The following is a 26,150-nucleotide window of genomic DNA, read 5'->3' as shown; positions in this document are numbered from 1 at the left end:
GTCGTGAACGACGAGGTGGAGGTGGTCGACGCCGAGCTCGTGGACGACGACCACCTCCCCGCGGCCATCCAGCCCCACCTTGCACCAGCAGCACGCCCGATGGTGGACCGGCACACGATCATCTACCCCGGGCAGTCCGTCCCGACCGAGGCCGATCAGCCGACGTACACCGAGCGTGACCTCCAGGTCTCTCAGCGAACCGCCGACCGCCTGGAGAACCAGTCTGCGCCGAAGAACACCAGCGCCAACTACGCCTCCCAGCGCGGCATCTTCGAGACCTGGTGCGCCGAGCAGGGCCGCGTCGCCCGCCCATGCACCACTGCTACCTACGTTGAGTACGTCGCCCACCTCATCGAGCTCGGGCGGTCTCCGAACGCCATCAGCGCCGCCATGTCCGCGATCCGTACCTGGATGCCCGAGGACAAGAAGCCCGGCACAAAGCAGGCCCGGGGCATGCTCAACGAGTACAAGAAGACGTGGGCGAAGCGCACCGCGGTCCGCAAGGCGCCCCCGGTCACCGACGACCTGCTGCGGGCCATGGTCGCCACGTGCGACCTCCGTACGCCGGCCGGGCTCCGCGACCGGTGCATGCTCCTCCTCGGCCGAGGCGCCCTCAATCGGCGTATCGAACTCGCCGACCTGTCCATCGCCGACGTGGCTGTCGACGACGACTTCGTCACCCTCCACATCCGGTCCTCCAAGACCGACCAGGACGCCAAGGGGGAGCACACCGACATCCCCGCTGATGACGACCCGCTCCTCGACCCAGTCTCAGCCGTACGAGACTGGCTGACCGCCCTGCACCGTCTCGGGGTGCGCAAGGGGGCGTTCTTCCGGGCCCTCACCTCGCGCGGCACCCTGCAGAACCGTTCTGTCGCGAAGGAGCGCGGCGACTACGTGACCGGGGACGCCATCAACGACTGGGTCCGTAGCCGGGCGCACAAGGCTGGGGCGAAGAACTGGCAGCAGATCACCGCGCACGGGCTGCGCCGCGGCGGTGCCCAGGCCATCGCTGGCGCCGGCGGGGATCCGACGAAGCAGGGCCGGTGGAAGGCCGGCTCGGCCGTCGTGAAGCGGGAGTACCTGGACCGCGCCCAGTCGAGGGCGGAGAATCCGTGGCTGAAGGTTGCGGCGAAGCGCCGTGCCGCAGCAGAGGAGCAAGGGTGACCCCGAAGCAGCACAGCGCCCCGTCCGTACGGCAGTTGGCCGCAGTGGTCGACGGGATGGCGGGCTCGGTGTCGGAGGGCCGGCTGCGGCAGCTGCGGATGGTTGTCGGGATGTTCGACCGGGCTGTGGGACGGGACGAGATGCCGGGCCGGGCTTCCCGGACCGCGGCCCAGTTGTTCACGTGGGCTGCGCTGCGCCCGTTCTGGGACCTGGCAGTGGACGGGCAGTTGCGGCACTGGGAGAAGGATGTCGGGAAACCGTTGCCGGAGTGGACGCAACGGATCGTGCGGGACTGCTTGAAAATCCTGGCCTGTGAGGTCCTGCCCGCGGGGAAGACGGTGCGGTTGCCGTCGATCGCGAACCCGGAGCCGAAGGCCACGGTCGGCGGCCGGTCGCTGGATGCCTTGTACCGGGGGATGGTGGACCTGGCCGGGCAGGGGCCGCTGGAGCGGGACGGGACGGCCTTGTCGTACGAGGACCGGACCCGGTTGCTCGCGATCGTGGCAGTGATGCTGGACGCGGCCCCACGATCGGGGGAGCTGGCGGTGCAGTCTCTGTCCGACCTCGCCCCGGGTGAGACTGCGGTGGCGGTGCGCCGGCAGCAGCAGAAGGCGCCCCCGAACCGGGTCGAGGAGATCGCCGCTTTGGCTGAGGTGGGGACGGAGGCGGCCCGGTCAGTGCTGGGTGGTTGGGTGGAGCGGGTGTCGGAGGAGACCCGGCAGCGGGTCCTGGCCGCGGTCGCCGAGCTGGAGCCGTTGCCGGAAGTCGAGTGGTACCCGCTGCGTGAGGGTTCCCGGGTGGCGGTGCGCCGCTGGTTGAAGGTGCGGCAGGGCCTGGTGGAGTCGCTGCCGCTGGAGGGTGCGAAGACCGCGTTGTGGGTGTCGCTGGTGCCGTCGAAGGCCGGCCCGCCGGGTGTGCCGCTGCGCCCGCAGGGGTTGCGGCAGGCGTACGCGCGGGGCATCACGGCACTGAACTGGGTGATGGCCGGTGCACATGGGTGGGAGCCGTTGCCGACGACGATGGAGCAGATCCGGCGGTCCGTCGAGGCGGTGCCGGTGGAGGGGCCTCCGGCCGGCTGATGTCGACGGGCGGTCAGGGCGGGTTGCCCGTACGGTCGGCGTGGGTGCCCTGACAGGACGGCGCTCTCCGGGTGGGCCCCGCGGCCACTTCGCACGTTCCGCGGGGCCCACCCCTATGTGAAGGGCCAAAGCATCCTGGGCGGCTGATGATCAGCAAAGTGATGGCAGCGCTCGATGCGGCTAGGGAGCTGCTGATGCGGACTGTCCGAAGTCGCAGTCGACGGTACCGTCGGAGGCAAGGAGCTGCCGGGCTCGTTCGAGAGTCGTCGGCTGATACTGGGGCGGGCAGAGCGTCAACAGGTCCCCGCGGCTTGAGTGGTAGATGGTGACGACGCCCCCGTGCCAACTGCACGCGCCTCGCTGCCCGATAGAGGGGGATCCCCACCCGTCTCGGCACTGCCGGGTCTGGACTGGCCAGGTTATGGGGGTTGAGGCCTCTGTCGGCGAGGGCTTCGCAGCTGGGGTCTTGGCTGAGTCGTCCCTGTCCCAGACAAGGTTCCCCACGACAATGAGGGTGATCCACCCGAGTGCGAAGGCTGCGACGAGCGTGTAGGAGATCCACTTGAGCCCAGCGATCAGGGCGTTCCTGGTCCTGGTGAAGCGACGACGCTTGACTGGTCTGGGTGGGTCGATGCTCACTGCGGGATCCCCCCTGTGCGCCGAGTTCTGAGTGCTGGATCATTCCACTACGTGCCGGGCAGTGGCTCCTGATCGACATGATGCTCGGGTGCGTGCCCGGGCCGGCGGGTGGGGTCGCATTCGGGCCCGTACCCGGTGAGTCGGGAGTCGAGGTTGGTGAGGGGGCGCCCGCACTTGCGGCAGTACCGGTGCCGGTAGCCAGCCGGGGTGTCGACGAGGGTGGGCTGCGTGGTCCGGGCCATGGGTCCAGTGTCCTCTGATGTGTGAAGAGTGCTGGTGGCGTGGAGAGTTCTCCGGCTACACTGCGTGTGCGCGATTACTGCGACTTGGAAGGCCACTGCCTGATTTTGGGCGGTGGCCTTCGTCATGGGTGGGGTCAGTCCGTGTCGCAGATGCATGCCTCGTGGGGGAACCAGCACGGGCGGGGATGCGCCTTGGACGCGTCACGTGCAGCGATCATGGCGTTGATCTCGTCGTCGGTGAGTCCCTTGGCGAGCCGGTAGCTTTCGCGCCAGTAGTCGGCCTCCATGTACTGGTCGTCCGCATTGTTGCGGGCGCGCTTGGTCTCGGCAAGGAGATCTCGTACGTCCTGAGCCGCCGGCCCGGTCGGGCTGTTGATGGCGGCCTCGATGTCGGCGAGGCGGTCGCGGGACATGGGCTCTGTCGCGTTCACGGAAGTCTCCTAGGCAGCAAGCGCGGCGTCGGTCTGGATGAGGGTGCGGGGGGTGTAGTCGGCGTCGTCCTGGTCGCGGGCGAGCTCGTAGAAGAACAGCGCCTGCGCGTCCGTGGTCGGCGCGGGGGTGGGGCGGATGTACTTGGTGGGCTCGGGCCGGTCGATGACGTAGGCGATTCGGTGGGTGGTGTAGGCGAGCACGCCGGACAGGTGGAACTGACGCTCCTCGCTGCGGAGGCGGCACATGGCGACGATGACGATGCCGCCGGCGCGGGTGGTGCGGATCTCGTGCACCTCGATGGTCCGCACGGCGGGTTCGGCTTCTCCGGGCTTGAGATAGGTGATCGTGACGGCGGTGCGCCGGTCCAGGGAGCGGTAGAGGTCGGCGAGGGTCTTGGTGGTGGTCTGCTGGTTCGTGTGTCGCATTCGGTGCCCCCGCTGTGTGGTTGGTGTGCGGCCACCATTCCACATTTCCATTGCGCACGCAATAGCTTTGCAGTACGGTGGACCCACCACCCGCCAAGCGTCATTGCGTACGCGATACGAGAAGGAGGAAACTGGCGTGGCATACACCCCCCAGCGCCCGCCGAACCGCACCCGGTCCGACCGGCGCCCGCCGAGAGGACACCGCCCCGTGCCCGCCAAGGACACCGACCTCCGCTCCCGCCTCACCGCCGCAGCCACCAAGCTCCGCAAGGTCAACGAACCTGACCTTGCCGACGCCATCGACACCGTCCTCGCCCCGAACGGCTGGGGCCGGCTGCGCCGCTCCGACCCCGCCACGAGCAACTCCCTCGACCGCAACATGGCGATGCGCATGCCCGCCGAGTGGCGCGAGCAGATCAAGACCCGGGCCGAGGCGGCGGGAGACAAGCTCGCCAAGGAGGTCAACGAGGGCCTGCAGAAGTACCTGGACGGCAAGTTCGTCCCCGTGGCCCCGGGGCGCAGCCCGTACGGGTCCGGGACCGAGATGCCCAATTTGAACGTCCGGGCGATGGACTCCCTGCGCGAACAGGTCGCTGAGCGGGGTGACCACTCGCCGGCCCTGGTCGCCTCCGCGTACCTGATGAGCAAGTACAAGGTCGGCCCTTACGCCCCGAAGGCGGCGAAGAAGTAGCCGCCGCCCCGGTGCGTGGCCTGGGAGCCGACAACTAGGCCACGCACCGGCAGCACATCACGACAACCTCACAGGAGACCTCATGGCCACGGCCATCGAGGCCCCCGCCAGCAGCACGGCGGAGGGCCCCACCTCGCACACCCAAAATCAGGCCGACGCTCTCGCTCAGTTGCGCGAGCCGTTCCAGCCCAACCAAATCTCGAAGCTCCCGAAGATCTGGTGCGGGGCCTGTTCCAAGGCCCAGTTCAAGGTGTGCGACAAGCACGTCCGTCAGAAGTGCAACGTCTGCGACGCGAAGATGACCGACGCGCACCTGCACCTCGACTACGTCGGTCACGCCGAGCTGACCGGACGCCTCCTGGAGGCCGATCCGCTGTGGACGTGGGAGCCGATGGCGTTCGACGCCGACGGTCTACCGAGGTTCGACCACAACGGTGGCCTGTGGATTCGCCTGACCGTGGCTGGGCACACCCGGCTCGGGTACGGCGACTCCCAGGGCAAGACCGGTCCGAACGCCGTGAAGGAAGCCATCGGCGATGCCTTGCGGAACGCCGGGATGCGCTTCGGTGCCGCCCTCGCGCTGTGGTCGAAGACGGACATGGACGAGGCAAACGCGCAGAAGAAGACCATGTCGACCGAGCCGTGCCGGGAAGACCGGCTGGAGGACCTGTACGGCCTGATGCAGAAGCGGTGGGGCCACCTGGAGGGCTTGCGCGCGGTAAAGGTTCAGGTCGGGGAGGAGTCCTTCCACGAGTCCCAGGTACGCGACCGGTCAGGGTCGATGCGCCTGTTCGGTCAGATCATCGACGACCGGATCCGTGAGCTCGTCGAAGCGGAGAAGACTCAGCGGTTCATCAAGGCCATGCGCGCCGGGTGGAACGACGCGGCCGCAGCGGAGAAGAACCTCGAAGAGGCCCGCGCCAAGGGTCTCGCGGACGTCACCATCCCGTTCGGCACCCCGGAAGCCCCGACCCGTATCGAGGACCTGCTCGTCAACCGCATCGCGGAGCTGAATGGCGAGAGCAGCAAGCAGCCGCCCGCGAATCCGGAACAACAGAGCACCCCGTCTGGCCCGGACCCGATCGACCAGCTGATGCTCCAAGTGCAGCGCCACTGGAACGACTTCAGCGAGCTCACGAAGGACATGGCCGAGGCCGGCCGCCGCAACCAACTGCTGCGCGAAGTCGAGGGCCCGGTCGGCGGGTGGGTGCCGTTCGGCGACATGGTCACTGCCCGCATCGCCGAGCTCAAGGAGCAGGCCCGCCAGGTCGAGCAGAGCGCCCACCAATCTGAGAGGAGCGCCGCCTGATGTACCGCAACGACGACACCGCGCTGACGGTCATGGACTGGTTCTGTGGCGCGGGCGGCTCCTCCCAGGGCGCCCATGCTGTGCCCGGTGTCCGGGTGACCAGGGCCGCGAACCACTGGGCGAAGGCAATCGACTCCCACGAGGCGAACTTCCCCGAGGCCAGCCACTACCGCGGCGACATTCGCAAGGCGCCGGTCTGGAACTGGCCCGTCACCGACATCTTCTGGGCCTCCCCGGAATGCACGAACTGGTCCGTGGCCAAGGGGAAGCGCCGCAACTTCGACATGGCCATGCAGGGCAGCCTCCTCGACCTCCTCGCGGACCAGGCCGAGGAAGAGCCGGCCGACCTGGAGGAGGAATCCCGGGCACTCATGGAAGAGGTGCCGCTGTACCTGCGGGGCGTCATCGAGCGCGGCGGCCTGGTGAAGGCGGGGGTCGTCGAGAACGTCACCGACGTCAGGGCCTGGGACCAATGGGACCGGTGGATCGGCGAGCTGCACAAGATGGGCTACCGCACCCGGATCATCGCCCTGAACTCCATGCACGCCAACCCGCGGTCCGTGCACGCAGCCCCGCAGTCCCGGGACCGGCTGTACGTCGGGTACTGGCACGAATCGCTCGGCCGTACCCCGGACTGGGACAAGTGGCTCCGGCCGCGCGCCTGGTGCTCCGGCTGCGACGAGTACGTCCAGGCCATGCAGGTGTTCAAGACGCCGGGCCGCGACATGGGCCGCTACCGCACCCAGTACGTCTACCGCTGCCCCCGCACCAGTTGCCGGAACCAGGTCGTCGAACCCGAGGCGCTGCCGGCCGCCGCGGCGATCGACTGGTCCATCCCCGGGCAGCGGATCGGGGACCGGACAAAGCCGCTCGCGGACAAGACGATCGCCCGCATCCAGGCCGGGCTGAAGAAGTTCTCCCGGCCCGTTCCGATGATGGTCCCGGCCGGAGGAACCTGGCGGGACTCGGCCGTCAGCGTCGGTGAGCCCATGGCTACCCGCACGACGCGGGAGAATGACGGGCTGATGGTCCCGCCACTCCTCGTCCCGGTGGAGGGCCGGGAGGGCAAGGAAGCCCGCTCCGCGCACGACCCGCTGCGCACGATGACGACCCGGAACGAGACCGGGTTGGCGTGGCTGCCGTTCATCGCCGAGTTGCGCGGCGGCGGCTCCGTCGCCCGGTCGGTGACCGAGGCCCTAGCCACGGTGACCGCGTCCGGGAACCACCACGGACTCGTCACCCCGGAGTCGGTGGACTGGCAGGACCTGCTGATCCCCTACTACAGCAACGGCACCGCGCGAACCGTCGCCGAGCCGATCGGCGCCCTGTCCACCCGCGACCGGTACGCCCTCGTGCGGGGCGACGTCGACATCAACGACGTCCGGTTTCGGATGCTGGAGCCGCACGAGATCGGCCGGGCCATGTCCTTCGCCGACGACTACATCGTTCTCGGATCCAAGCGCGACAAGGTCCGCCAGTACGGCAATGCCGTCACCCCGAACGCCGCCGAGGTCATCCTCTGCGCTCTCGTCGAGGCAATCAACGGCGAGGAGATGGAGCGGTATGCACAGCCAGAACAACAGATGAGTGCTGCCGCCTGATCCGTCGGCCGGCCCCAGTCGGGGCCGGCCGCTGTCTTCCCCGTAGTACCTGGGCCCTGAAGGAGGCGATGGCCGTGTACTCGATAGCCGTGGGCGGGTTCGCCGCCCTGGCCCTGGCCGGGGGCATGGCGTGGTGGCGTATGTGCGCCCTGCAGCGCGTGCTCCGGCTGGAGCGGGCCATGGTCCGTCTCACCGATGCTGCCCGGCACCGGGACATGGCCGTCTTCCGCCGTCGTATCGACGCCGCGATCGCAGAGCAGCGCGTCCTGGAAGCCGCCGACCGCATCGTCGACGACGAACTGGCCCGCACTACCCGCCACAACCCGCAGGAGGAGGACACCCCATGACGGACCCGATCGCAGCCCGGCAGGAGCTCACCGACCACCCGCACTACCGGTACCGGGGCTGCGCCCCCGACCCCGACAACCCGAGGATGGCTGCGGGGGATCCGGATGTGTCCGTGGACGCATGGGCCCCGTACACGGGGGACGGTGCGGAACCGCAGCGCGACCGGATCGCCCGGGAGAAAGCCGCGGTCAGGGTCTGCGGGTACTGCCCCGTGCAGGCCCTGTGCCGCACCTACGCGAGCACCGAGGTCGTGGAGGCGGGTTCGGGCGGGGCCCCGGACGTGGTGCGCCTGGCGGAGCCGGAAGGGGTGTGGGGCGGCCAAATCGCCCTGGAGCGTCACCGTGCCCTGATCGCCCGCCGCGCGGGTACGGCCGTGGTGTCGGAGCAGGCCCTGGCCGAGGCCCAATCCCCGCAGAAGCTCGCGGTGCTGCGGGCCCTGGCCGTGGAGCTGTACGAGACCCGGGTCGCGCACCGGGCGGGCATGGACGTCCGCCGCACGAACTGGCACCGCTCCGCCCTGTGTTCCCTTCTGGGGCTGAACAAGGAGACCGCGTCCCGCGATGACCTCCTGGTCGCGGCCGTCCGCCACGGGCTGCTCCCCGGCACGCACCGAATCGTGTGGGACGGGCTGTGGCCGATCGCAGCCGCCCCGAACACCGACGGCAGCAGGCAGCGGCGCATCGCGCCCGGCTTCCCGCTCGACCTCCTCACCCCGCGGCCCCGCCAACGCCGTACACCGACACCCTCCGTCCAGGTACCTGCCGGCCGCGGCCCGGCCACCCGCCCCGGCGATCGACGCCTGCCGCACTTCACCCCCGCGCCAGCCGCCCCTGCCCTGCCTCTCCCCGCCACCGTTCTGGAGCCCGCAGCATGACCACCACACCCGGCACCACCCCGATGGCGACCACCACCCACACCGACCAGGTCCTCGCCGACCGCTGCCAGTCGTCCGGGGAGTACCTCGCCGGGATCCTCGCCGCCGCCATGCTCGACACCGCGGGCACCCCCGCCAAGCTGCCGCAGTACCTGTTCCCGGACGTCGACCCCAGAGTGGTGCGGCAGATCTGGGAGGCAGCCCTGCCGGTCGGGTACCGGGCCGGGCACCTGGCCGCCCAGCCGTCCTGGACCCCGGAGGCCCTGGACCGGCTCCGGGCCGCCCTCGTCGACGCCGGGTACACGGCCATGGCCGGCAAGGCCGCCCGGTCCGCCAGCATCCACCCGCCCCGGCACCCCGCCGACCACGAACCCCTCAACACCATCATCGGCGTGCGGGAAGGGGGCCACCCGTGACGTACACCGCCACCAACCGCCCCGTGTTCGACGCGCCGAAGCGGCAGCAGTACCTCGACGCCGTTACCGCTGGCATGACCCTGGCCGACGCGGCCGCCACCGCGGGCATCCACCCCAACGTCCCGCCACGCCACGCCCGCACCGACCCCGACTTCGGCCGCGCCCTCACGGACGCGAAAGCAGCGGGGAAGAAGGCGCGGCGGGAGAACGTCCCGCACGGCGAGTACCGGTACAACTGCCTGCAATGCCGGTGTGATGTGTGCTGCACCGCGGCAACGAAAGGCCGCGCCGGACGCCGCGCCGCCGCACCGCACGGCCCCGCCGTGGAGGGGCCCGAGGCGCAGGGCCAGGTTCATGAGATCCGGGCCGAGCCCAAGTCCTTCTCTTCCTCTTTGCTGGCCAGGGCTTCTTGAAGGGGTGCCAGGCCTCCGCGCTGGCTCACGTTACTTGGTGTGAATTTTTATAGGACAGAGATCGTTGGCCGTACAGCCGTGCGATGAGCTGCCTATCTGATGACTAGTCCGATCAACGACACGTTGAGCAAGGGGTGGGACAAGTGGAGCGCGGAACCGGTAGGCTCAGCCTGGCGCCAGACGACCACTCAGAAACGAGTACGGTCGGACGGGGTCACCAAGACAACAGGAAAGCCCCCGCAGTACCCCAGATGCGGCAAACATCTGGTGCGGGGGCGGACCGACACCACACTCCGCTAGAAGAAGGTGCCAGTTCTATGGCGAAGCTTACCCGGGGATCCGGGCTATCAGACAGTGGGACCTCGCACTCCGGCGTGAACATCACACCGCCGTCGCAGCGCAGGGGCCCTGTCGCCACTACCCGCACACTCGCGTGACCGGCCGAGCCTGGCCCTCTCGCGAGGAGTGGCAGGCAAGTGCCGAGAAAGCCGTGCGCACATTCTGTACGCCGTCCGAACGGCTTGCGCGAATCAACCCCGGAGCCCGCTGGTCCACGCTCGACGAGGACATCGAGTTCGAGGAACTGGCCACCAAAGCGGCCAAGGATGTACGCCCACTCCTGACCCAGGAGATCGGCCGGCTCCGTCAGACTCTCCCTGACCGCCCCGCAGCAGGCCGCCCTCGCATGGCCTGGTTCATCGAGCTGGAAGGCCAGCGGTACGAGGACGCCTGCAACCTGGGCGCCCTCGAAGAGATGCGTCGGGACATTCAGCGTGCCGTACGCGGCAGCAACTGGGGCACGGTCGCTTGGGAAGTCGGCCGACTCTTCGACCACTACCACCCCGCGATCACGATGAGCCTCGCGCTGTGCAACGCCATCCAACGGATGCGCGCTCTGTCTGCTGCCGCTCAGGAGCGGCACGACCAAGCCGCTCGAGAAGCAGTGGACGCGGCGGTCGCTGCGGAGGTCGCACGCCGGGCCACGGAAGAGGCATGGCAGAAGGAGCTTGAGCGCCGTGCCGACATTGACTCCCCGCGCGTGATTCTCGTGGGTGCACAGACCTCACCCAGTAAGGGAGATCAGGTGACGTAGCAACTGCCTAGGCGGGAGGTCCTGGGCCCCTTGGCGGGGGCACTTCCTCTACCGCCGGCCGCTGGTGTTGGCGCACCGTGCGCGGCCACTTCCTACGGCTCGGTTTGGCGACCGAGCTAAGGCCCGACTCTCAGATCCGGTTTGGCGACCGGGGCCGAGCAGGTCGAGCGAACAACAGGTTCCTCACGAACCACTTCACCTTCACCACCGCAGTGAGAGTCCTTTTGGCGTTCTCGCTCCCAGTGAAAGCAGGTACATAGTGCCGTACCCGAACACTGCTTGTCAGCTTTCGCACGCCCGGACGGGCGATTCACCCCAAAAGTCCCCTGCCCCTGGCGGCATCCCGCGTCAGGAATCTCCTCGCGACACGAACACCCCGCATGACACGTTCGAACGCGTGTGCGAGTACAGTGCGGGATCCGGTCGTGGTGACAGCCTCCGGGTGATCGCAGCCAACCAATGGCTCGACTCCACGACCGGGCGCATCGCGACCTGCCCCTACTCCTGGATGCAGGCCGTCCACTGGGTAGGCGGCTCCGGCCTCTACACCCCGTCCCGCAACCACGGACCGAAATGGGGGCCCACCACCGTGCTCATCGCGCAGGAGATCTCCGCCCTCGCCGAGTGCCGGCCGAGCGTTGCCTACCTCGCCCGGAAGCTCACGCTGTCCGAGCGGACCGTGCAGTACCACCTCGACATGCTCCGCGAGGCCGGACTGCTCGCGTACCGCAGCAAGGGCACCCGACTCACCGGACGCATCAACCAAGCCTCCGTCTTCGAGCGCGTCATCCCCGCCGAGTTCGACGAGGCGCTCGGCATCCGCACGGTCGGCGAAGGCCCCGGTCGGCGCCCCGTCGGCATCGCGGAAGAGGGCCGGAAGCTCATCGGGAAGCTCGCGAAGAGGGCTGCCCGCAAGGTCCGGAAGAAGCGGACAAAGAAGGCTGTGGATAAAGGAAGGCGTTGCACCCCAATGCAGGGTGGTACCTCAGCGTCTTCTCCTGCCGGTACTTCCACATCTCCCTCTGAGACAGAACTCGCAAGCGGGCCGAGCCAGTCCCCCACCCAGAAGAAGTCCAGCCGCAGCCCGAAGAAGCTCAACAAGATCGGCCGCCGCTACCAGCTGGCACGGGAACTCATCTCCGTCGTGCCATGGCTCCGACAGGCATCCGTCCCGCGTATCGCATGGATCGTCCGGCACCTCGCAGACGCCGGGTGGACTGTCGCCGAGGTCTGCGCGTTCCTGTCGCTCGCTGAAGTCCCCGCCGCCCGACGACCGTCCGGGATGCTGGCGTACCGCCTCAAGGGCGCCCACCAGCTCTGGGCAACCGCCTCGCAGCGGGCTGCGGGCGTCGAAGCCTGGCACCGGGCCGAGGAACAACGCCGCCGACACCGCATCGATGCTGTCCGGACCGAACGGGAAACGGCAGGCGAGGTCACCCACGCGAAGAGCGCCCGTGTGACCCAGGAGTGGAACACCGCCGTCCTCAAGACCCAAGAGGCGGCCGGAACCCACGACGCCACCTGTCATTCCGCTGAAGACCTGCGGGCCCTCGAGGACCTGTCCCGCGACGAGGTGAAGCAGCACCGTGCCTGGGCCGAGCAGGACCCCGGTTTCATCCTTGCCGCCTTGGACGCAGGGATGACCGAGCACGATGCTCGGCGGCTCTACACCAACCGGCTTGTCAACCGAGCGCTCTGCACTGGCCTCACCCCCGCCTTCTGACCCCCCGCCCGCTCTTGGAGGTGCCCATGTCCGAAACCCCGCAGTCTGGCCGCGACCTCGCCCGTCAGGCCCTCGCCGCCTACAAGGCCGGCCGCCGACCCGGCCCCGAGAATCGGTCCACTGTCCGGCGAACCCATCGCCGCCGAGCCAGTGACGGCCGCGACCCGCAGAACTTCGCCACCGTGCTCGAACGCCTCAGCACCGAGCAAGGCTGGACGAGCGGAGTCCGCGGCGGAGACATCCTCGCTCGCTGGCCCGAGCTGTGCCCCCAGTACGTCGGCCGCGTCCACCCTGTCGTCTTCGACACCGACCGAGGCCGACTCGACCTCCGCCCCACCTCTGACGCGTACGCCGCACAACTTCGGCTTCTCGGCGGACAGCTGTGCCGACAGATCAACGACAAGGTCGGCTCAACCGTGGTCCGCAGCATCCGTGTCCTGCCCGTTGGAGCCGCAGCCACCGACACCCCGGCCGCTGGCACCGGCCCGGCCGAACCGGCCCCAGCGCCTGGCCCGATCCGCACCCGTGAGACCGCGTCCCCCGGCTACCACCAGGCCCTGGCCGCAGCGCTCTCCCACAAGCCCGACACCGCCACCACCAACCCGTACGTGCGGGCCGCCATCGACCGGCAGAACCAAGCCCTCACCGAGCAGCGCGAACCCGAGACCGCGTTCACGGACGCCGTCGCCGCCCTTGAAGCACTCGCTGCGGACGAGCCCGCCGACAGTCTCCAGGCCAGCATCCGCGCCGCCCTCGACTACAAGCACGGCGGCGGTCAGCCTGTCCGCCGCGCCTTTGACGCCGCATGAGGCCGGCATGAACCTCGCCCTCATGCGCCGCGTGACCGCCGCCGGGATACCCATCCACCACATCACTGCCTGAACGGAGCCACACCATGCCCGACCTCCCCCAGCACGCCGCGAAGCCCGAGACGCCGCAGCAGCAACTCCCCAAGCCCGCGTACCGCGGTCTCTTCCTTGAACCCGCCATAGCCGACCCGCAGCCCGAGCCCGAATGCGACGAGTAGAGCCGCGCGTCGACGTATACCGCGGTATACGCACGGCGAGCGACTAACCAGGAGTCGGTGTACGCCTTCTGACGCCAAGGACGTATACCGCGGTATACACCGACGCGCGGCACCACCAGGGTGGTGCAAATGTCCGGGTCGATCATCTGCAATGCTGTTCCGGTCCGAGTACCGAGGACTCCTCGGGAAGCACACGGAAACGGAGCATCATGACCTCCTCCATCCTCGTCGTATCCACCGACCCACAGGGCTCCACCATCTGGTGGGCAGACCGGATCGGCGACAATCTCCCCTTCGACTTCGCGACCGCCCACGAGGACCCCGAAAGCCTCGCGGAACTCAAGAACCTGGGCGCCGAGATCCACGTCATCGCGAACCAGAAGGGTGGAGTCGGTAAGACGACCACCACGGTCAACCTGGCAGCAGTCACGCACGACGTCCTCGGGCACAGCGAGCAGCGCCAGCACATCTTCATCGACACACCGGGCAGCCTCGAGAACGAGCACATCCTCGCGGCCGCGCTCGACATCGCCGATGACGTCCTGGTCCCACTCCCCCCGGAGCCCCTCGCCTTCGACCCGACCGCCCGGACCATCACCCAGGTGATCGCGCCCCGCGGGCTCCCGTACAAGGTCGTCGTCAACGCCTGGGACCCCCGCGACGGCAAGGCCGACCGCGACGAGACCATCGAGTACATCGACGCGATGGGTTGGCCGCGCGCCAACACCGTCATCCGGCGCTACAAGATCCACACTCGTGCAGCTGCCGAGGGCAAGGTCGTCACCCAGTACGCCGACAACGGCACCACCCTCCGGGCGCGGGAGGACTACTTCCGGCTGGCGCTGGAGCTCGGGTACGGAGGCCGCCGCTGATGGCCGGCCGACGAATCAGCCTGTCCGCCCTGGCGGGCGCGGCCGTGGAAAGCACTCCCGGCAGCAGCAAGCCCACTCTGGTCCACGTCGCACCAGACCAGGTGGCACCCACACCCCTGAACCCGCGGCAAGACTTCAACGAGACCCAGCTCGTAGAACTCGGCAACAGCATGCGCGGCGGCCAGCTCCAGCCGTGCGTCGGTGTCACCCGTGCCCGGTACGTGAAGCTGTTTCCCGAGCACGAGAGTCTGCTGCCCGACTGCCGCATTGTCATGGCGGCGGGGGAACGGCGGTGGAAGGCCGCGCAGAAGGTCGGACTGGCGACCCTGGACGTCCACGTTCGCGAGGACATCGCGGAGAGCCGCGTCCGCTTCCTTGCGGCGGTCCTCTCGGAGAACGTCGAGCGGGCGAACTTCAACTTCATCGAGGAAGCCCGCGGTCTTCGGCAGATGCTGGAGATGAGTGATGGGAACCAGACGAGGGCTGCTGAGCAGCTGAACAAGTCCAAGCAGTGGTTCAGTCAGCGCATCGGGATCCTGCGGCTCTCGGAAGAGATGCAGGCCCTCGTTTTTGAGGGGAAGCTCACGGCGTTCCGGGAGATGCGTAAGTACTCGGTGCTTCCCGCCGACGAGCAGATGGCGGCCTGGGAGGCCGACCGGAAGGCAGCTGAGCAGAGGGAGGCTCAGGCGAAGGCAACTGCCAGGGGTGCTACGAGCGCTCCGACTCCTCGGGCTGAATCTGCTGTCGCGTCGCGGCCTTCTGGAGAGCTGCCAGCCACGGCTCCTGCGTATACCGCGGTATACGCGCAGCCGTCCCCCGCGGCTCCGGCTTCCAGCGGTGAGCTGGATCAGGTGCCCGAGGAATCGACCCGGTCACTGCCGGAGCCCCGAGGGGACAGCTCTGCCGACCAGCCCATCAACGTCCCGCAGAAGGCGGTTCCAGAGACCGTCCATTCTGAGGGGTCGCAACTGCTGCCAGGTATGTGGGAGCCGGGCGAGTGGGAGTCGGTGTTCGACGTGCTGATGACGCGGATGGGTGAGCTCGACCGGCACCGGCTGACCAAGCGGCTGCAGAAGGTTATGGAAGAGGAGCTGGCTACGGCTCTACCGTCGAGCCGCCCGTGAGGGCAGCGGCCTGACGATTGTGGCCCCGTTCCTTCCGCCTGGTGGTGGGGGAGCGGGGCCGTTGTCGTTTCTGGCTTGCCCCGGTCAGGGTTCCGCCCCTTGGCCGGGTTTCCGGTCACACGGCCAGGTGACATTCGGCCCCGTTTCTTCCACGCTCCGGGAGTACCGGCTTGGGTGGGGGGCGCCGTCACTCTGCCGGAAGTGGCCGGCGGCGGGGGCAGAGGTGTTCTGCCCCCGCCTCACCGAAGACAGACCGTCCCGCTGCTACCTGCGTGGCGAGCTCCCGCACTACAATCACCGGTATCTGACGGGCCTGCCCGTGAGGTCTCAAGCCCCCGGCTCGAGGCGGGTCGTTGTCGGCACTTCGCCCCCCACGCTTCCGGGGGCTTCCTCATGCCCCCCGACAGCCCGCGGCACGGCGGTGGGAGGTGTTCCCGGCGGGATTACAGGAACATCAAAACTCGGGAGCGTCTTACACGCCGGCCAGTAGAGGTGTCACAGTGGCACCCCCGGGACTGGACACCGGCAGCCATACCGGGGGAGACGGTGCTGCAAATGCCGTCGCCCTTCCCAAGAGCCGGAGGAGCGGAGACGCCCCATGCCCTCAGCAGCAGAACCTGTCCCTCCGGTCACGTCCGGCAGCACAGGGAACATCATCCGTCTCGACCGCCGGCCCAGCCGCGGGCTCCGGCGCCGACGGACACCGCCCCCGCCTCTGCTGCACGCCGATCCCACACCGCAGCAGCTTCTCGCCGAGACGATGGAGGCGCACTTCCTGGCCCGGGGAAGCACTCTCACCGACGGGCCCACCGCGGATGCGTACAGGACGACTCTGGACGCGGTGCAGCTGATGCTCGACGGATCGCTCGCCGAGCACTTGCTGGGGGAGGACCAGCATCAGCATCTGAGCGGCATGCTCCTGGGGATGAGGGACGCCCCGGACGAACTGTGAATATGCCAAGGGGCAATGCGGGGCCAGTTGTGACGAATCGGCAACAGCCCCTCGCGCACCGTTGATCCATTGGCACTATCCGTTCAACTCGTGACAATCTCATGCCAGACTGGGGCGTCCGGAATCACCCGGAGTGACAGCCTCCGGCCACCGGCGCGCGCCCGGCACACAAACCGTCACGCACCGCGCCCCAGGCCGGATTACGGGACGGGGACAGCATGAGCACGGGAGCCGACAACACCACCGCACACCGCCTCAGCCTCCTCCAGGCCGAGTTCGTGGAGCATCCCCGTACCGGGCCGGGCGACGGGCGCACCCAGCGCCCCGCCCACGCACCCGCCCCCCTGAACCTGGCCGTCGTCGACCGGATCCGTGCCGCGGTCCGCGAAGTCGAGGAGCACACCCGGGCCGAAGCGCCCGGCGCCGGCCCGTTCACCGGCGAGGCGAGCCGCGTCTACGACTGGGCCCGCGGCCGCACCGCCCACCTCGACGCCGAACGCCAGCAGGCCCGCGAAGCGATCATCTACCGGCAAGGTCTCGAACACGCCATCGCCGCAGGCGACACCACCGTCGTTCGCCGCCACCCCTGCCCCGAGTGCGGATGCTGGGGCCTGTACTGGCGCGAGGCGGCCCAGCGCGCGGTCTGCGTCAATCACTACTGCGTCGACGACGACGGCCTGTCCCACGCATGGACGCTGTCCCGCCTCGCCCAGCAGCACATCGCCAGCAAAACGGCTGTCCGGCACAGCGCAACCTGACCGCGCCCTTGGCGGTCTACCTGGCATCACCGCATTCTCATCACGCACACCAGCGGATTCTCTGAATCCCTCTCCACCCTTCGCCCTGTATCGGCCGCCGGAGCTGCGAACGATGGCCGTCCGATCCTGGGAGCACCCCGCATGGCCATACAGTCGATCGTCCCGTACACGGTCGCCGGCGACATGATGACCCTCGAGGAGATCAGCAACCAGCTGAAGACCACCGGCCACCCCGCCTCGGTCTCCACTATCCGGCGATGGATAGAGCGGGACGGCCTGCGCACCGAGCGGTACCGCCGCCGGGACTACGTGAGCTACAGCGACATCCTGCTGGCTCACCAGGAAGCCGTCGCCCGCAGAGGCTGATCACCGCCCCCCTTCCCCCTGAGAGCCCTCGCCCTGGACGTATCCGGGCGGGGGCTTTCTGCTTGCCTCCACACATTTCTATTGCGCACGCAATAGAAGTTGGGCTAGTCTGGCAGAGCCGACAACGACCCACCCACCCGGGAAAGGGCCAAGCAGCAACCCCAGGAGCCCCGCCATGAGCGTGATCAGCCCTGCCCGCACACACCCCGCCGTGGTCCACCCGCACCACCTCCCGGCCCCCATCGCCGACCAGGCCGACGAACTCCTCGACCAGGCCGACCAGCACGCCGACCACCGCAACCTCGCCGCCAGCGCCCTCATCCACGCCCAGGTCATCCACCTCATCGGCATCCGCCCCCCGGCCAGCGGTGAACTCGCCCGCTGCACCTGCCAAGCCTGCTACTGCAGCGTCATCTTCGACGCAGCGAAGGCCCGCACCTACCTCGACGGCACCGTCGAATTCGTCCAGTGCGAAACCTGCGCCGACGAACACCGCCTCACCGGCGACGAGTAACACACGCTCCCCGGCCCCGAGTCGAGCACCACACCCGATGGGGTGCGCAGTAGCTCCCGGGGCCGGGTGCCCGACCACACCCACACCACGCCCGGACTGGGAGACCGCCATGGCCAGCAGCACCGGAACCATCCTCCGCACCACCGCCCACATCCTCAGCTACTACGGCCTCCACACCGGCAAGCAGTTCGCCAGCGCCGACGGCCGCCTCGACATCTGCGCCGCCATCTTCCGCGCCACCACCGGCAAGACCCCGAACTGCTTCCTCACCGACGAGGACACCGCCCTCCTCCAGATCCGCATGTGCGAGCCCGCCATGGACGCCATCCACATGCTCTCCGCGATCCTCCCCACCCAGCCGCCCACCGACCCCGACACCAGTGCCGACGACCACATCGAGCACGTCACCCACTGGGCCACCACCCCCACCTGGCCCGACCAACAGCCCCCGACCACCTCCGAGGTCATCGGCGCCATCCTCCGCGCCGCCCAGACCGCCGACACCCTCACCGACACCCCCCACCAGACCGCCGCCTGACCGCCCCACCACGAAACGGACACCACGCCATGACCGCCATGACCATCACCACCGCCATCCTCGGCGGCCAGGACCCCGACTACTACGCCGGCCGCGCCGACGCCTACGACGACCACCACACCGGAACCACCCTCGACACCCTCATCACCCGCCTCAGCTACCTCATCGACGACCACCCGAACACCGGCTACGTCACCGGGTACGCCGACCGCGTCTGGGAGATCCACCGCGAGCAGCGCGCCATCACCTTCGCGGAGACCGAACTCGCCCACACCTTCCGGGCAGGTGCCGCATGAACGCCCCGATGACGCCGGACGCGGCCCTGACCCGGCTGCGGCAGTACGGCGAGCGCACGTCGACCTGGTCGACGGCCACGTACAACGACGGCGTGGAGAAGGCCCTGCACGAGATCGCGCTGGCGCTGGCCGCGGAGGTGGACCGGCTGAAGCGTTCCGCCGTGCTGGCCGAGGAGGACTACCAGCGGATCGTCCGTGGCGCCTGTCAGGTCGAGAGCCAACTGCGGGCCCGGGTCGCCGAGCTGGAGGCGGCGCAGCACTGCCCGTCGCAGATGACCACGTCGCTGGGGACGTCGCAGTGCGCGCTTCCTGTGCGGCACCAGGGCGACCACCGCAACGCGGCGAAGAACCACTTCTGGTCCGACGACTACGCAGACGCCACCCGCATCCGCCCGCCGGGCGAAGCCACCACCACGTGACCTGGCCGCCCACCGCACCCACCGTCATCGCCGCCGTGCTGGGACTCATCGCCATCGCCATGATCTGCGCCTCCCAGCACGGCCACGGCACTCACACCACCAACCCGCAGAACCGCCGACACCAGGACCCTAAGGAGCACCCCCAGCCGTGAACACGAACCGCGAATTCTGGATCCGCATCAACCCCGAAGGCTGCGTCACCGGCTCCGTCCTCGCAGCCTACGTCGGCCGGCTCGCCGAGGACGCCCACAAGGAGTTCACCCCGCGCATCGCCGACCGGCGCAAGGAAGCCGCGACGGGTTGGCGACACGAACTCATCGGCCGGGACGAGTGGACCCGCCGCGCCCAGCCGTGCCTCACCGGCCGATGCAGCCACCCCAACTCCGCCTCAAAGTGAGGAAGCAAAGTGACCCAGCAGTCCGGCTATGGCGATGCCCATCTCTGCACCGCCGAGTTTCCAGGTGACGACCTTCACGCCGGGCAGCTCTGCGACTTGGAAGTCGGCCACGAAGGCGACCACGTTGCGGTCGTCGGACTGGCTGCCGCCTTCCGCCGCCGCCTTACCTGGACCGCTGAGGAGACAACGTCGTGACCACCACCCCCGACCAGACGTACCTCGTCATCCTCGGCGCCGCACTCGCCCAGGCCAACCTGAACGCCCTCGTGCTCGCCGAGAACGGCCCCAACCAGCTCGGCCGCCCCCACCCGGGCCACCCCGGCTACCGCATCTGGAACGGCAACCTCTGCCGCATCGGCCACCACGATCACGACCCGTTCGTCCTCGAGGTCAACGCCATCCTCCCGGGCCGCATGTACGCCGACATGGCCCACCACCGGCACGCCCGACTCACCAACGACGGCACCTGGACCCGCTGCACAGCCACCGCCGACGGAGCCATCCCCATCACCCTCGCCATCACCCAAGTACTCGACCAGGAGGCCGACCAGTGACCACCATCGAATGGACCGAGCAGACCTGGAACCCCACCACCGGCTGCGACCGCATCAGCCCCGGATGCGACAACTGCTACGCCCTCACCATGGCCAAGCGCCTCAAGGGCATGGGCTCCGCCAAGTACCAGAACGACGGCCACCCCAAGACCTCCGGCCCCGGCTTCGCGCTCACCGCCCACCCCGACACCCTCACCGAACCCCTGCGCTGGAAGAAGCCCCGCAAGGTCTTCGTGAACTCCATGAGCGACCTCTTCCACGCCCGGGTGCCGCAGGAGTTCCTGGCCCGCGTGTTCGCCGTCATGGCCGCGACGCCACAGCACACCTACCAGATCCTCACCAAGCGCCCCGAGCGCGCCGCACGCATCCTCACCGATCTGTGCACCTGCGGCGCCGGCCACCCGCCCGGCGAGCACCTCCGCTCCTCCATGGAGTGGGCAGCGACCTCTCACAGCCCGACCTACATTCCGGGCCTGGAGCACGGCATCTACCACCGCAGCAGCTGGCCTCTGCCGAACGTGTGGATCGGAACGTCCATCGAGTCCGCCGACTACGTGCGCCGAGCCGACGCGCTCCGCGAGACCCCGGCCGCCATCCGGTTCATCTCCGCCGAACCGCTCCTCGGCCCCACACCGAGCCTCGACCTGTCCGACATCGACTGGCTGATCATCGGCGGCGAGTCTGGACCCGGCGCCCGCCCGCTGCAGATCAGCTGGGTGGAAGACCTGCTCGTCAACGCGGCCGAGACCGCCACCGCGCCGTTCGTGAAGCAGCTCGGCTCCGCCTGGGCCCGCAACTGGACCGTGAACGGCAAGACCGTCGCAGCCCACGGCGACACCAAGGGCGGCGACCCCCAGTACTGGCCGGCGCACCTCCGCGTCCGCGAGTACCCGGCCCCCCGGTGACCGAGTACGAGATCGCCTGCCTCGGCAAGACGCGCTTCCCCAGCCGTCGATCCGCACGACGCAAGACCCGACAGATACGCGGCGAAGGCGGACCCGACTTCCGCACCTACCGCTGCCAGTACTGCCTGGCCGTCCACATAGGCCACCGCCCCGGCCACGCCACCTACCTCCGCATGACACCCCACGGCCCCCGCCCCATACAGGAGCTCAACGCATGAAAGCCCTCACCATCCGGCAGCACTGGACAGCTGCCATTGCCCACGGGGCGAAGCGGACCGAGAACCGCAGCTGGCCCGTCCCCGCCAAACACATCGGTACCCGCATCCTCATCCACGCTGCAGCCGACATCGACCGCACCCGTCAGCCGAGCTTCGATGTCCCTCAGGAACTCACCGACGGCATCGGCATCTGGCCCGATCACCGGTCCGCGATCGTTGCCATCACCACCCTGGGCGGCTGCCACTTCGATGAAGGTGGCTGCTGCGCGCCGTGGGGGATGAGCGGCTACTTCCACTGGGCCCTTGCCGACGTTATCGCTCTCCCCACACCGGTCCCCGCGAAGGGCGCCCTTGGCTTCTGGACCCCGCCGGTCGACGTCCTGACCGCCGTCCTCGCCCAACAGACGGAGGCGGCCAGATGACCACCCTCGCCCGCGAACTCCGTCTCACCATCGTCGTCCACGGCCGGCCAGCACCCCAGGGCAGCAAGCGCTATGCCGGGCACCGCCGCAACGCCGCCTCCGGCCGGGTCTCCGCAGTCCTCGTCGAACAGTCCAAGCGCGTCAAGCCCTGGCGGGCCCTCGTCACCCGAGCCACCGAGGACGCCATCCACACACAGCGCACCGGCACCGTCTCCACTCTCTACCCGCCCCTCGACGGTCCCCTCGAAGCCGACATCGTCTTCACCGTCCTCAAGCCCGCCTCAGCCCCCAAGCGTCGGCGTACCTGGCCCACCACACGGCACAGCGGCGACGTCGACAAGCTCATCCGCTCCACGTTCGACGGCATCGCGGACGGCGGCGGAGTCGTCGACGACTCCCGCATCATCCGCGTCACCGCCACCAAGACCTTCCCCGGCGAGCACCCCGACGCCCTCGACCAGCCCGGAGCACTCATCCGCCTCTACACCCTCGGAGACCCCTCATGACGATCCTCAACGCGGATACGCGCCGCAGTAGGAGTTACGCCGCGCCCGCATCCCCGGACTGGAAGACCCGCAGCGTCTGCCGCGGCGAGTTCGTCGGCAAACTTGCCGACGATTTCTACAGCACGATCAAGTCGCGCAAGGAGCGTGCACGTGCTCTGTGTGTCGGGTGCCCCGTCATCGTCGAGTGCCTGAGCAACCAGCGGCAGTCGGACGATGCGATCTACCGGTGGGGTGTTGGTGGCGGGCTCGACCCGGAGCAGCGGCGGGCGCTGGAGTTGGAGGAGTTGCTGGGGAACGTTCCGAACTTGGCCATGGCCAGGGTGTTGGTCTCCCCGCGGTGGCTGTGGCGGCTGCGACAGCTGAAGGCTGGCTGCCGGTCCTTGGAGGGCATGACGGCTGCGCTTCGCGAGGACGGCCTGTTCGTCGATGTGGTGACGGTGCGGGTTGCGGTGTGGTGGTCCGGCGGGCAGGGGTCGCGTATGGCCCGACTGGGGCCGGGCGATCGCAGGTCGTGGCGGGCGCAGCTGAGAGACGACTACGTGGACGTGATTGTGGCGTTGCACGAGCGTGGGGCGCGGAGGGCCGACATTGCCGCGTACCTGGGGATTCCTAGCACGAACGGCGCGAAGGGCGTCTCGGACATTCTCAGGGCTGTGACGGAAACGGAGGCCGCGGCATGAGTGGCCTGACTGCCGAGCAGCGCGGCGACCTTGCCGAGGACATGCTGCCTGTGGCCGCGCACCTGGCCGTCCTGGTCCACGGAGATGGTGGCCCTGAGGACATTCAGGAAGTGCTGGCCGGCCTGGACGATGCGCAGCGCAACGCCCTCATAGTCGTCCTCGCCGGCCTGGTCGACCCGGAGCAGCCGATGGGCCGGGCGCTGGGCTGGCTGGACTTCAACGAGAACGGGGCGCTGACGGTCCCGCACTGGGGTGAGCACCGTCCGGTCCGTGACCTGGCGGCGGTGCCTGATCCCGACTGCGGCAGTGAGTACGTCGACCCTGTTGCTGTGCAGCGCTTCGTGGACGGGTACCCGGTGAACGTTTCGGATGCCGAGCTGCTGGTGGCGCTGGAGAAGTGCGCGGGCCGTGGCATGTCGCTCCGTCAGGTTGACCAGCTGCGCCGCCTCCCGAAAGGGACCACTGCGAACGCGGTGAACCGGTTGCGGAAGGCGTACACGCGGGCAGGACGGGAGCTTCCCTCGGTGCTGCGAAGCGGCAAGAAGCAGACCGATTTCACCGCTGCTCAGGTCGTCGAGATCCGTGAGAAGTACGCGGCGGGTGGGGTGACGGACCTGGAGCTGTCGATGCAGTACGGCCGGTCCAGGAAGACGATCACGTCCTTGCTGTCCGGGGTGAGTTACCGGGACGCGGGTGGCCCGATCAGGGCACCGCGAGGCCCGAAGCCGAAGGAAGTGTCGCGGGCAGGGCTCAACGGGCGGACAGGGCCGGTTCCGGCCGTAGGCGTAGCACGAGCAAGCTGACGAAAGAAGAGGGGCAGAACATGGCAGGCGAGACAGTGATCACCGTTTGCGGGCATCTAGTTGAGGATCCCGAACTTCGGTTCACCCCGAACGGCGCCGCGGTGGCGAAGTTCCGGGTGGCGTCGACGCCGCGGGTGTTCGACCGGCAGACGAACGAGTGGAAGGACGGGGACGCCCTGTTCCTGACGTGCTCGGTGTGGCGTCAGGCCGCGGAGCATGTTGCGGAGTCTCTGACGAAGGGGATGCGGGTGATCGTGCAGGGCCGGCTGAAGCAGCGGTCGTACGAGGACCGTGAGGGTGTGAAGCGCACGGTGTGTGAGCTGGATGTGGAGGAGATCGGGCCCAGCTTGAAGAACGCGACTGCCAAGGTGACGAAGGCGTCGAGCGGTCAGGGACAGCAGGCGCGGCGTGATCAGGGACAGGCCAGTGCTGAGGATCCATGGGCGTCGGGAACGCCGGGTGCGGGCCGGCGCGCGGGTGGCGATGGCGGGTGGGGGAGCGGGGGGACTGACGAGCCACCGTTCTAAGTCGATCCTGCCGTACACCTCCCGCGCCCTCCAGCAGGTACGTAACCTCCGAACATGAACTGGTTACATGCTGCCTACTGGGGGGCTTTCGGCGGTTTCGCTATGGAAGCGCTGGACTACTGCCGGGCGATCAAGTGGCACCGGCAGCAGCCATGGAGGGTCGCCTCCGCAACGATTGGCGCAGGCCCACCCGTACCGCGGATGGATGTGCGGCCCGGAGAGGAAAACTTGCCCGCCCCAGGTCTCGGCCCCTACTTACTGGGGGCGGTGTTCCGGATCGTGGTCGGTGGCGGTGTAGCTGGGGCTGTCAGTGCCAGCACGCCAGCGGTTTCCCCCTGGGTCGCACTTATTGTTGGAGCTGGCGCCCTGCCCGTTCTTGAACGAGTGACGTCGTTCGTTCCGCTGCTGGTACGGCTTGGGAAGGATGCAGTGGTGGGCGCGGTTGAACAGCAGCAGGCGCAGCAACAGGCCCAGCAGCAAGTTTCAGTACCGCCGCCTTCCGGACCTGCGAACGGAGTTCTAGCGCAGCAGGATCCGGGCAGCATGACGTTGGGCGGTCCTGCAACGGAACCGCAGCCGGCTGATCCCCGACCTGGAGGTGGGGTGTGATGGTAGCGATTGCGGCGGAGTCATTCGCGGGCAGGTTCCTTGCCGTGGTCTCCCGGCGCTCCCCGGCTTTCCGGCCGCCCGGCCCTACGGCCAGCAGCTCCCCTCCAGTGAAGCGTGTGGTCGTGCCAGCCGCCAATGTGCTCAGCTCGAGTGATCTGAAGGCCATCGCGGCACGTGCAGCGCTGGACGATCTGGAGGCGTCGCTGCGCCGGCTTACCCTTCCGCAGCGGATCAGGGCCCGTGAAGACCTGCACATGGTCAGCTCGCTGATGCCGCAGATGCGAGACCAAGTACGAGGCTTAGAGCTCCTCTGCGCGAGTATCGATCAGGGCCAGGCAACTGCGTATCGGGTCCGCAAAGGTGAGACGCAGGCCCGCGAGCGCGCCTTGCGATGGTTGCTGGAGACAGTTGTCGGGGGGCAGAACCGCGTTATCGATGCGCCTCGCCCCACGCCAGAGCTTCAGCATGGGCTTCTGCACCTGTCCGAGTACATCCGACACGATGTCGAGGCGACACTCAAGTTACTCCGTGCGCCTCAGGCCTCGGCTGTGCGTCGCCAGGTTCCCGTTGCGCAACGCCTTCTTCGGGAGGTTCGACTGGCAACCACCGAGTCGCAGAATCTGCTGGAAAGAGCTGCTGACGACTTCTCAGGCGCAGATTTGAGAAATTTCGATCTCACAAGTATCGATCTGTCGTGGGTGCGGTGGGATGAGTCGACGCGGTGGCCAACTGGGTGGGCTGCCAGGATTCGGCGTATGTCGGTGCAGCAGTCGCCAGGGCTGTGGGTGGTGATGCCTGCGAACGTGGATAGCTCTGTGGGGCACCTGATGGACGTTTAGGCCCCCGCACGGAGGGGTGGGGCCCGGTTCCCGGTTCGGGGGTCGGGCCCTTTGTCGTGTCTGGACGCAACTCCCAATTCACATTGCGCACGCAATAAGATTTGGGTTAGTCTGGCAGAGCCGACAACGACCCAGAACAAAGGGGCACACCATGCGCGATCTCCGCCTCCTCGACCCCGACGGGTACACCGTCCCCGGCACCGTCCAGACCAACGTGCCCGACGCCAACGTCGACCAGGTCCGCGACCACCTCCTGAACGAGGTAGCTCCCGAACACGCCAAGCACTGGGCGGACTTCGGCTACGACGCCCGTAACTACCGCGTTGCCTGAACCACCCCCGACCCGGTCTTCCCGCTTGGGAGACCCCGGCC

38 protein-coding genes are annotated in these 26,150 nt (G+C 68.5%); 35 read left to right on the top strand and 3 right to left on the bottom strand.

Annotated elements, in window-relative coordinates; genetic code table 11:
• The first annotated feature begins 3 nt into the window (after window positions 1-3).
• The gene (locus EAO76_RS26400) at window positions 4-1,167 is read left to right on the top strand and encodes a tyrosine-type recombinase/integrase (protein ID WP_262375764.1); all 1,164 of its coding nucleotides are present in this window, start codon (window positions 4-6) and stop codon (window positions 1,165-1,167) included.
• Window positions 1,164-2,246, top strand: coding sequence for a LacI family DNA-binding transcriptional regulator (locus EAO76_RS26395; RefSeq protein ID WP_148838434.1), 1,083 nt, complete (start codon window positions 1,164-1,166; stop codon window positions 2,244-2,246). The genes EAO76_RS26400 and EAO76_RS26395 overlap by 4 nt, the downstream gene beginning before the upstream one ends.
• Before the next feature lie 686 nt (window positions 2,247-2,932).
• Here EAO76_RS26395 and EAO76_RS26390 read toward each other — a convergent pair.
• From EAO76_RS26390 to EAO76_RS26380, 3 genes are all read right to left on the bottom strand, one after another.
• Window positions 2,933-3,127 carry a DUF6011 domain-containing protein gene (locus EAO76_RS26390; protein WP_148838433.1) on the bottom strand — a complete coding sequence of 65 codons (195 nt, stop codon included), beginning with the start codon at window positions 3,125-3,127 and terminating at the stop codon, window positions 2,933-2,935.
• A gap of 134 nt (window positions 3,128-3,261) precedes the next feature.
• Window positions 3,262-3,558: a hypothetical protein gene (locus EAO76_RS26385; RefSeq protein ID WP_148838432.1), complete on the bottom strand. Its 297-nt coding sequence runs from the start codon at window positions 3,556-3,558 to the stop codon at window positions 3,262-3,264.
• A gap of 9 nt (window positions 3,559-3,567) precedes the next feature.
• Window positions 3,568-3,984 carry a WYL domain-containing protein gene (locus EAO76_RS26380; RefSeq protein WP_148838431.1) on the bottom strand — a complete coding sequence of 139 codons (417 nt, stop codon included), beginning with the start codon at window positions 3,982-3,984 and terminating at the stop codon, window positions 3,568-3,570.
• A 136-nt stretch (window positions 3,985-4,120) separates the two neighbouring features.
• Here EAO76_RS26380 and EAO76_RS26375 point away from each other — a divergent pair, with 136 nt between their 5' ends.
• The 33 genes from EAO76_RS26375 to EAO76_RS26225 all read left to right on the top strand — a co-directional run bounded on the left by EAO76_RS26375 (window position 4,121) and on the right by EAO76_RS26225 (window position 26,109).
• On the top strand, window positions 4,121-4,675 hold the full coding sequence (locus tag EAO76_RS26375; protein WP_148838430.1) for a hypothetical protein: 555 nt from the start codon (window positions 4,121-4,123) through the stop codon (window positions 4,673-4,675).
• A gap of 82 nt (window positions 4,676-4,757) precedes the next feature.
• Window positions 4,758-5,984 carry a hypothetical protein gene (locus EAO76_RS45525; protein WP_222872205.1) on the top strand — a complete coding sequence of 409 codons (1,227 nt, stop codon included), beginning with the start codon at window positions 4,758-4,760 and terminating at the stop codon, window positions 5,982-5,984.
• Window positions 5,984-7,585, top strand: coding sequence for a DNA cytosine methyltransferase (locus EAO76_RS26365; RefSeq protein WP_148838429.1), 1,602 nt, complete (start codon window positions 5,984-5,986; stop codon window positions 7,583-7,585). The genes EAO76_RS45525 and EAO76_RS26365 overlap by 1 nt, the downstream gene beginning before the upstream one ends.
• 68 nt (window positions 7,586-7,653) lie before the next feature.
• Window positions 7,654-7,932 (top strand): hypothetical protein, encoded by a 279-nt coding sequence (locus tag EAO76_RS26360; protein WP_148838428.1) that lies wholly within the window; start codon window positions 7,654-7,656, stop codon window positions 7,930-7,932.
• Window positions 7,929-8,807 (top strand): hypothetical protein, encoded by an 879-nt coding sequence (locus EAO76_RS26355; protein WP_148838427.1) that lies wholly within the window; start codon window positions 7,929-7,931, stop codon window positions 8,805-8,807. Before EAO76_RS26360 ends, EAO76_RS26355 begins: the two co-directional genes overlap by 4 nt.
• Window positions 8,804-9,223: a hypothetical protein gene (locus tag EAO76_RS26350; protein ID WP_148838426.1), complete on the top strand. Its 420-nt coding sequence runs from the start codon at window positions 8,804-8,806 to the stop codon at window positions 9,221-9,223. Before EAO76_RS26355 ends, EAO76_RS26350 begins: the two co-directional genes overlap by 4 nt.
• Window positions 9,220-9,636: a hypothetical protein gene (locus EAO76_RS26345; RefSeq protein ID WP_148838425.1), complete on the top strand. Its 417-nt coding sequence runs from the start codon at window positions 9,220-9,222 to the stop codon at window positions 9,634-9,636. Before EAO76_RS26350 ends, EAO76_RS26345 begins: the two co-directional genes overlap by 4 nt.
• 433 nt (window positions 9,637-10,069) lie before the next feature.
• A complete protein-coding gene (locus EAO76_RS26340) occupies window positions 10,070-10,729 on the top strand; it encodes a hypothetical protein (protein WP_148838424.1) in 660 nt (219 codons plus the stop codon).
• A gap of 589 nt (window positions 10,730-11,318) precedes the next feature.
• Entirely contained in the window at window positions 11,319-12,452 is a 1,134-nt protein-coding gene (locus EAO76_RS26335) for a helix-turn-helix domain-containing protein (RefSeq protein WP_148838423.1), read from the top strand.
• A 26-nt stretch (window positions 12,453-12,478) separates the two neighbouring features.
• Window positions 12,479-13,261, top strand: coding sequence for a DciA family protein (locus tag EAO76_RS26330; protein ID WP_148838422.1), 783 nt, complete (start codon window positions 12,479-12,481; stop codon window positions 13,259-13,261).
• Window positions 13,262-13,347: 86 nt separating this feature from the next.
• A complete protein-coding gene (locus EAO76_RS46660) occupies window positions 13,348-13,479 on the top strand; it encodes a hypothetical protein (RefSeq protein ID WP_262375761.1) in 132 nt (43 codons plus the stop codon).
• Between the two features lie 209 nt (window positions 13,480-13,688).
• Window positions 13,689-14,351: a ParA family protein gene (locus EAO76_RS46655; RefSeq protein WP_148838421.1), complete on the top strand. Its 663-nt coding sequence runs from the start codon at window positions 13,689-13,691 to the stop codon at window positions 14,349-14,351.
• Complete coding sequence (locus EAO76_RS26320; RefSeq protein ID WP_148838420.1) at window positions 14,351-15,475, top strand: ParB/RepB/Spo0J family partition protein; 1,125 nt, start codon at window positions 14,351-14,353, stop codon at window positions 15,473-15,475. The genes EAO76_RS46655 and EAO76_RS26320 overlap by 1 nt, the downstream gene beginning before the upstream one ends.
• Before the next feature lie 598 nt (window positions 15,476-16,073).
• Entirely contained in the window at window positions 16,074-16,427 is a 354-nt protein-coding gene (locus EAO76_RS26315) for a hypothetical protein (RefSeq protein WP_148838419.1), read from the top strand.
• A 218-nt stretch (window positions 16,428-16,645) separates the two neighbouring features.
• Entirely contained in the window at window positions 16,646-17,185 is a 540-nt protein-coding gene (locus tag EAO76_RS26310; RefSeq protein ID WP_148838418.1) for a hypothetical protein, read from the top strand.
• Window positions 17,186-17,326: 141 nt separating this feature from the next.
• Window positions 17,327-17,551, top strand: a complete 225-nt coding sequence (locus EAO76_RS26305) for a hypothetical protein (RefSeq protein WP_148838417.1) — start codon at window positions 17,327-17,329, stop codon at window positions 17,549-17,551.
• A gap of 175 nt (window positions 17,552-17,726) precedes the next feature.
• Entirely contained in the window at window positions 17,727-18,065 is a 339-nt protein-coding gene (locus EAO76_RS26300) for a hypothetical protein (protein WP_148838416.1), read from the top strand.
• A 109-nt stretch (window positions 18,066-18,174) separates the two neighbouring features.
• On the top strand, window positions 18,175-18,603 hold the full coding sequence (locus tag EAO76_RS26295) for a hypothetical protein (RefSeq protein ID WP_148838415.1): 429 nt from the start codon (window positions 18,175-18,177) through the stop codon (window positions 18,601-18,603).
• A 29-nt stretch (window positions 18,604-18,632) separates the two neighbouring features.
• Complete coding sequence (locus EAO76_RS26290) at window positions 18,633-18,899, top strand: hypothetical protein (protein WP_148838414.1); 267 nt, start codon at window positions 18,633-18,635, stop codon at window positions 18,897-18,899.
• Complete coding sequence (locus EAO76_RS26285; RefSeq protein ID WP_148838413.1) at window positions 18,896-19,318, top strand: hypothetical protein; 423 nt, start codon at window positions 18,896-18,898, stop codon at window positions 19,316-19,318. The genes EAO76_RS26290 and EAO76_RS26285 overlap by 4 nt, the downstream gene beginning before the upstream one ends.
• Window positions 19,315-19,470, top strand: coding sequence for a hypothetical protein (locus EAO76_RS44825; RefSeq protein ID WP_187438804.1), 156 nt, complete (start codon window positions 19,315-19,317; stop codon window positions 19,468-19,470). The genes EAO76_RS26285 and EAO76_RS44825 overlap by 4 nt, the downstream gene beginning before the upstream one ends.
• Window positions 19,467-19,715: a hypothetical protein gene (locus EAO76_RS26280; RefSeq protein WP_148838412.1), complete on the top strand. Its 249-nt coding sequence runs from the start codon at window positions 19,467-19,469 to the stop codon at window positions 19,713-19,715. Before EAO76_RS44825 ends, EAO76_RS26280 begins: the two co-directional genes overlap by 4 nt.
• Before the next feature lie 9 nt (window positions 19,716-19,724).
• Window positions 19,725-19,910, top strand: a complete 186-nt coding sequence (locus EAO76_RS45515) for a hypothetical protein (protein WP_148838411.1) — start codon at window positions 19,725-19,727, stop codon at window positions 19,908-19,910.
• Window positions 19,907-20,269, top strand: a complete 363-nt coding sequence (locus tag EAO76_RS45510; RefSeq protein ID WP_148838410.1) for a hypothetical protein — start codon at window positions 19,907-19,909, stop codon at window positions 20,267-20,269. Before EAO76_RS45515 ends, EAO76_RS45510 begins: the two co-directional genes overlap by 4 nt.
• Entirely contained in the window at window positions 20,266-21,174 is a 909-nt protein-coding gene (locus EAO76_RS45505; RefSeq protein WP_148838409.1) for a DUF5131 family protein, read from the top strand. Before EAO76_RS45510 ends, EAO76_RS45505 begins: the two co-directional genes overlap by 4 nt.
• Window positions 21,171-21,392, top strand: coding sequence for a hypothetical protein (locus EAO76_RS26260; protein WP_148838408.1), 222 nt, complete (start codon window positions 21,171-21,173; stop codon window positions 21,390-21,392). The genes EAO76_RS45505 and EAO76_RS26260 overlap by 4 nt, the downstream gene beginning before the upstream one ends.
• Window positions 21,389-21,814 carry an ASCH domain-containing protein gene (locus tag EAO76_RS26255; RefSeq protein ID WP_148838407.1) on the top strand — a complete coding sequence of 142 codons (426 nt, stop codon included), beginning with the start codon at window positions 21,389-21,391 and terminating at the stop codon, window positions 21,812-21,814. Before EAO76_RS26260 ends, EAO76_RS26255 begins: the two co-directional genes overlap by 4 nt.
• Window positions 21,811-22,320, top strand: a complete 510-nt coding sequence (locus EAO76_RS26250) for a RusA family crossover junction endodeoxyribonuclease (RefSeq protein ID WP_148838406.1) — start codon at window positions 21,811-21,813, stop codon at window positions 22,318-22,320. Before EAO76_RS26255 ends, EAO76_RS26250 begins: the two co-directional genes overlap by 4 nt.
• Window positions 22,317-23,000, top strand: coding sequence for a WhiB family transcriptional regulator (locus tag EAO76_RS26245; RefSeq protein WP_148838405.1), 684 nt, complete (start codon window positions 22,317-22,319; stop codon window positions 22,998-23,000). Before EAO76_RS26250 ends, EAO76_RS26245 begins: the two co-directional genes overlap by 4 nt.
• Window positions 22,997-23,803 carry a hypothetical protein gene (locus EAO76_RS26240; RefSeq protein ID WP_148838404.1) on the top strand — a complete coding sequence of 269 codons (807 nt, stop codon included), beginning with the start codon at window positions 22,997-22,999 and terminating at the stop codon, window positions 23,801-23,803. Before EAO76_RS26245 ends, EAO76_RS26240 begins: the two co-directional genes overlap by 4 nt.
• A gap of 20 nt (window positions 23,804-23,823) precedes the next feature.
• Window positions 23,824-24,330, top strand: a complete 507-nt coding sequence (locus tag EAO76_RS26235; protein ID WP_148838403.1) for a single-stranded DNA-binding protein — start codon at window positions 23,824-23,826, stop codon at window positions 24,328-24,330.
• A gap of 725 nt (window positions 24,331-25,055) precedes the next feature.
• Window positions 25,056-25,778 (top strand): hypothetical protein, encoded by a 723-nt coding sequence (locus EAO76_RS26230; protein WP_148838402.1) that lies wholly within the window; start codon window positions 25,056-25,058, stop codon window positions 25,776-25,778.
• Window positions 25,779-25,929: 151 nt separating this feature from the next.
• The gene (locus tag EAO76_RS26225; RefSeq protein WP_148838401.1) at window positions 25,930-26,109 is read left to right on the top strand and encodes a hypothetical protein; all 180 of its coding nucleotides are present in this window, start codon (window positions 25,930-25,932) and stop codon (window positions 26,107-26,109) included.
• Window positions 26,110-26,150: the final 41 nt, after the last annotated feature.

Origin of the sequence: Streptomyces sp. sk2.1 (assembly GCF_008120935.1) — a bacterium.
Lineage (GTDB): Bacteria > Actinomycetota > Actinomycetes > Streptomycetales > Streptomycetaceae > Streptomyces.
The sequence above is the reverse complement of the archived record's forward strand: the minus strand, read 5'-3'. Positions and strand labels throughout refer to the sequence as shown.

Excerpts from the sequence above, each read along its gene's own strand:
- EAO76_RS26390 (WP_148838433.1), bottom strand. The coding sequence starts at position 3,127 with ATGGCCCGGACCACGCAGCCCACCCTCGTCGACACCCCGGCTGGCTAC.
- EAO76_RS26380 (WP_148838431.1), bottom strand. The coding sequence starts at position 3,984 with ATGCGACACACGAACCAGCAGACCACCACCAAGACCCTCGCCGACCTC.
- EAO76_RS45525 (WP_222872205.1), top strand. The coding sequence starts at position 4,758 with ATGGCCACGGCCATCGAGGCCCCCGCCAGCAGCACGGCGGAGGGCCCC.
- EAO76_RS26365 (WP_148838429.1), top strand. The coding sequence starts at position 5,984 with ATGTACCGCAACGACGACACCGCGCTGACGGTCATGGACTGGTTCTGT.
- EAO76_RS26360 (WP_148838428.1), top strand. The coding sequence starts at position 7,654 with ATGGCCGTGTACTCGATAGCCGTGGGCGGGTTCGCCGCCCTGGCCCTG.
- EAO76_RS26355 (WP_148838427.1), top strand. The coding sequence starts at position 7,929 with ATGACGGACCCGATCGCAGCCCGGCAGGAGCTCACCGACCACCCGCAC.
- EAO76_RS26350 (WP_148838426.1), top strand. The coding sequence starts at position 8,804 with ATGACCACCACACCCGGCACCACCCCGATGGCGACCACCACCCACACC.
- EAO76_RS26330 (WP_148838422.1), top strand. The coding sequence starts at position 12,479 with ATGTCCGAAACCCCGCAGTCTGGCCGCGACCTCGCCCGTCAGGCCCTC.
- EAO76_RS46660 (WP_262375761.1), top strand. The coding sequence starts at position 13,348 with ATGCCCGACCTCCCCCAGCACGCCGCGAAGCCCGAGACGCCGCAGCAG.
- EAO76_RS46655 (WP_148838421.1), top strand. The coding sequence starts at position 13,689 with ATGACCTCCTCCATCCTCGTCGTATCCACCGACCCACAGGGCTCCACC.
- EAO76_RS26320 (WP_148838420.1), top strand. The coding sequence starts at position 14,351 with ATGGCCGGCCGACGAATCAGCCTGTCCGCCCTGGCGGGCGCGGCCGTG.
- EAO76_RS26315 (WP_148838419.1), top strand. The coding sequence starts at position 16,074 with ATGCCCTCAGCAGCAGAACCTGTCCCTCCGGTCACGTCCGGCAGCACA.
- EAO76_RS26310 (WP_148838418.1), top strand. The coding sequence starts at position 16,646 with ATGAGCACGGGAGCCGACAACACCACCGCACACCGCCTCAGCCTCCTC.
- EAO76_RS26305 (WP_148838417.1), top strand. The coding sequence starts at position 17,327 with ATGGCCATACAGTCGATCGTCCCGTACACGGTCGCCGGCGACATGATG.
- EAO76_RS26300 (WP_148838416.1), top strand. The coding sequence starts at position 17,727 with ATGAGCGTGATCAGCCCTGCCCGCACACACCCCGCCGTGGTCCACCCG.
- EAO76_RS26295 (WP_148838415.1), top strand. The coding sequence starts at position 18,175 with ATGGCCAGCAGCACCGGAACCATCCTCCGCACCACCGCCCACATCCTC.
- EAO76_RS26290 (WP_148838414.1), top strand. The coding sequence starts at position 18,633 with ATGACCGCCATGACCATCACCACCGCCATCCTCGGCGGCCAGGACCCC.
- EAO76_RS26285 (WP_148838413.1), top strand. The coding sequence starts at position 18,896 with ATGAACGCCCCGATGACGCCGGACGCGGCCCTGACCCGGCTGCGGCAG.
- EAO76_RS26255 (WP_148838407.1), top strand. The coding sequence starts at position 21,389 with ATGAAAGCCCTCACCATCCGGCAGCACTGGACAGCTGCCATTGCCCAC.
- EAO76_RS26250 (WP_148838406.1), top strand. The coding sequence starts at position 21,811 with ATGACCACCCTCGCCCGCGAACTCCGTCTCACCATCGTCGTCCACGGC.
- EAO76_RS26245 (WP_148838405.1), top strand. The coding sequence starts at position 22,317 with ATGACGATCCTCAACGCGGATACGCGCCGCAGTAGGAGTTACGCCGCG.
- EAO76_RS26240 (WP_148838404.1), top strand. The coding sequence starts at position 22,997 with ATGAGTGGCCTGACTGCCGAGCAGCGCGGCGACCTTGCCGAGGACATG.
- EAO76_RS26235 (WP_148838403.1), top strand. The coding sequence starts at position 23,824 with ATGGCAGGCGAGACAGTGATCACCGTTTGCGGGCATCTAGTTGAGGAT.
- EAO76_RS26225 (WP_148838401.1), top strand. The coding sequence starts at position 25,930 with ATGCGCGATCTCCGCCTCCTCGACCCCGACGGGTACACCGTCCCCGGC.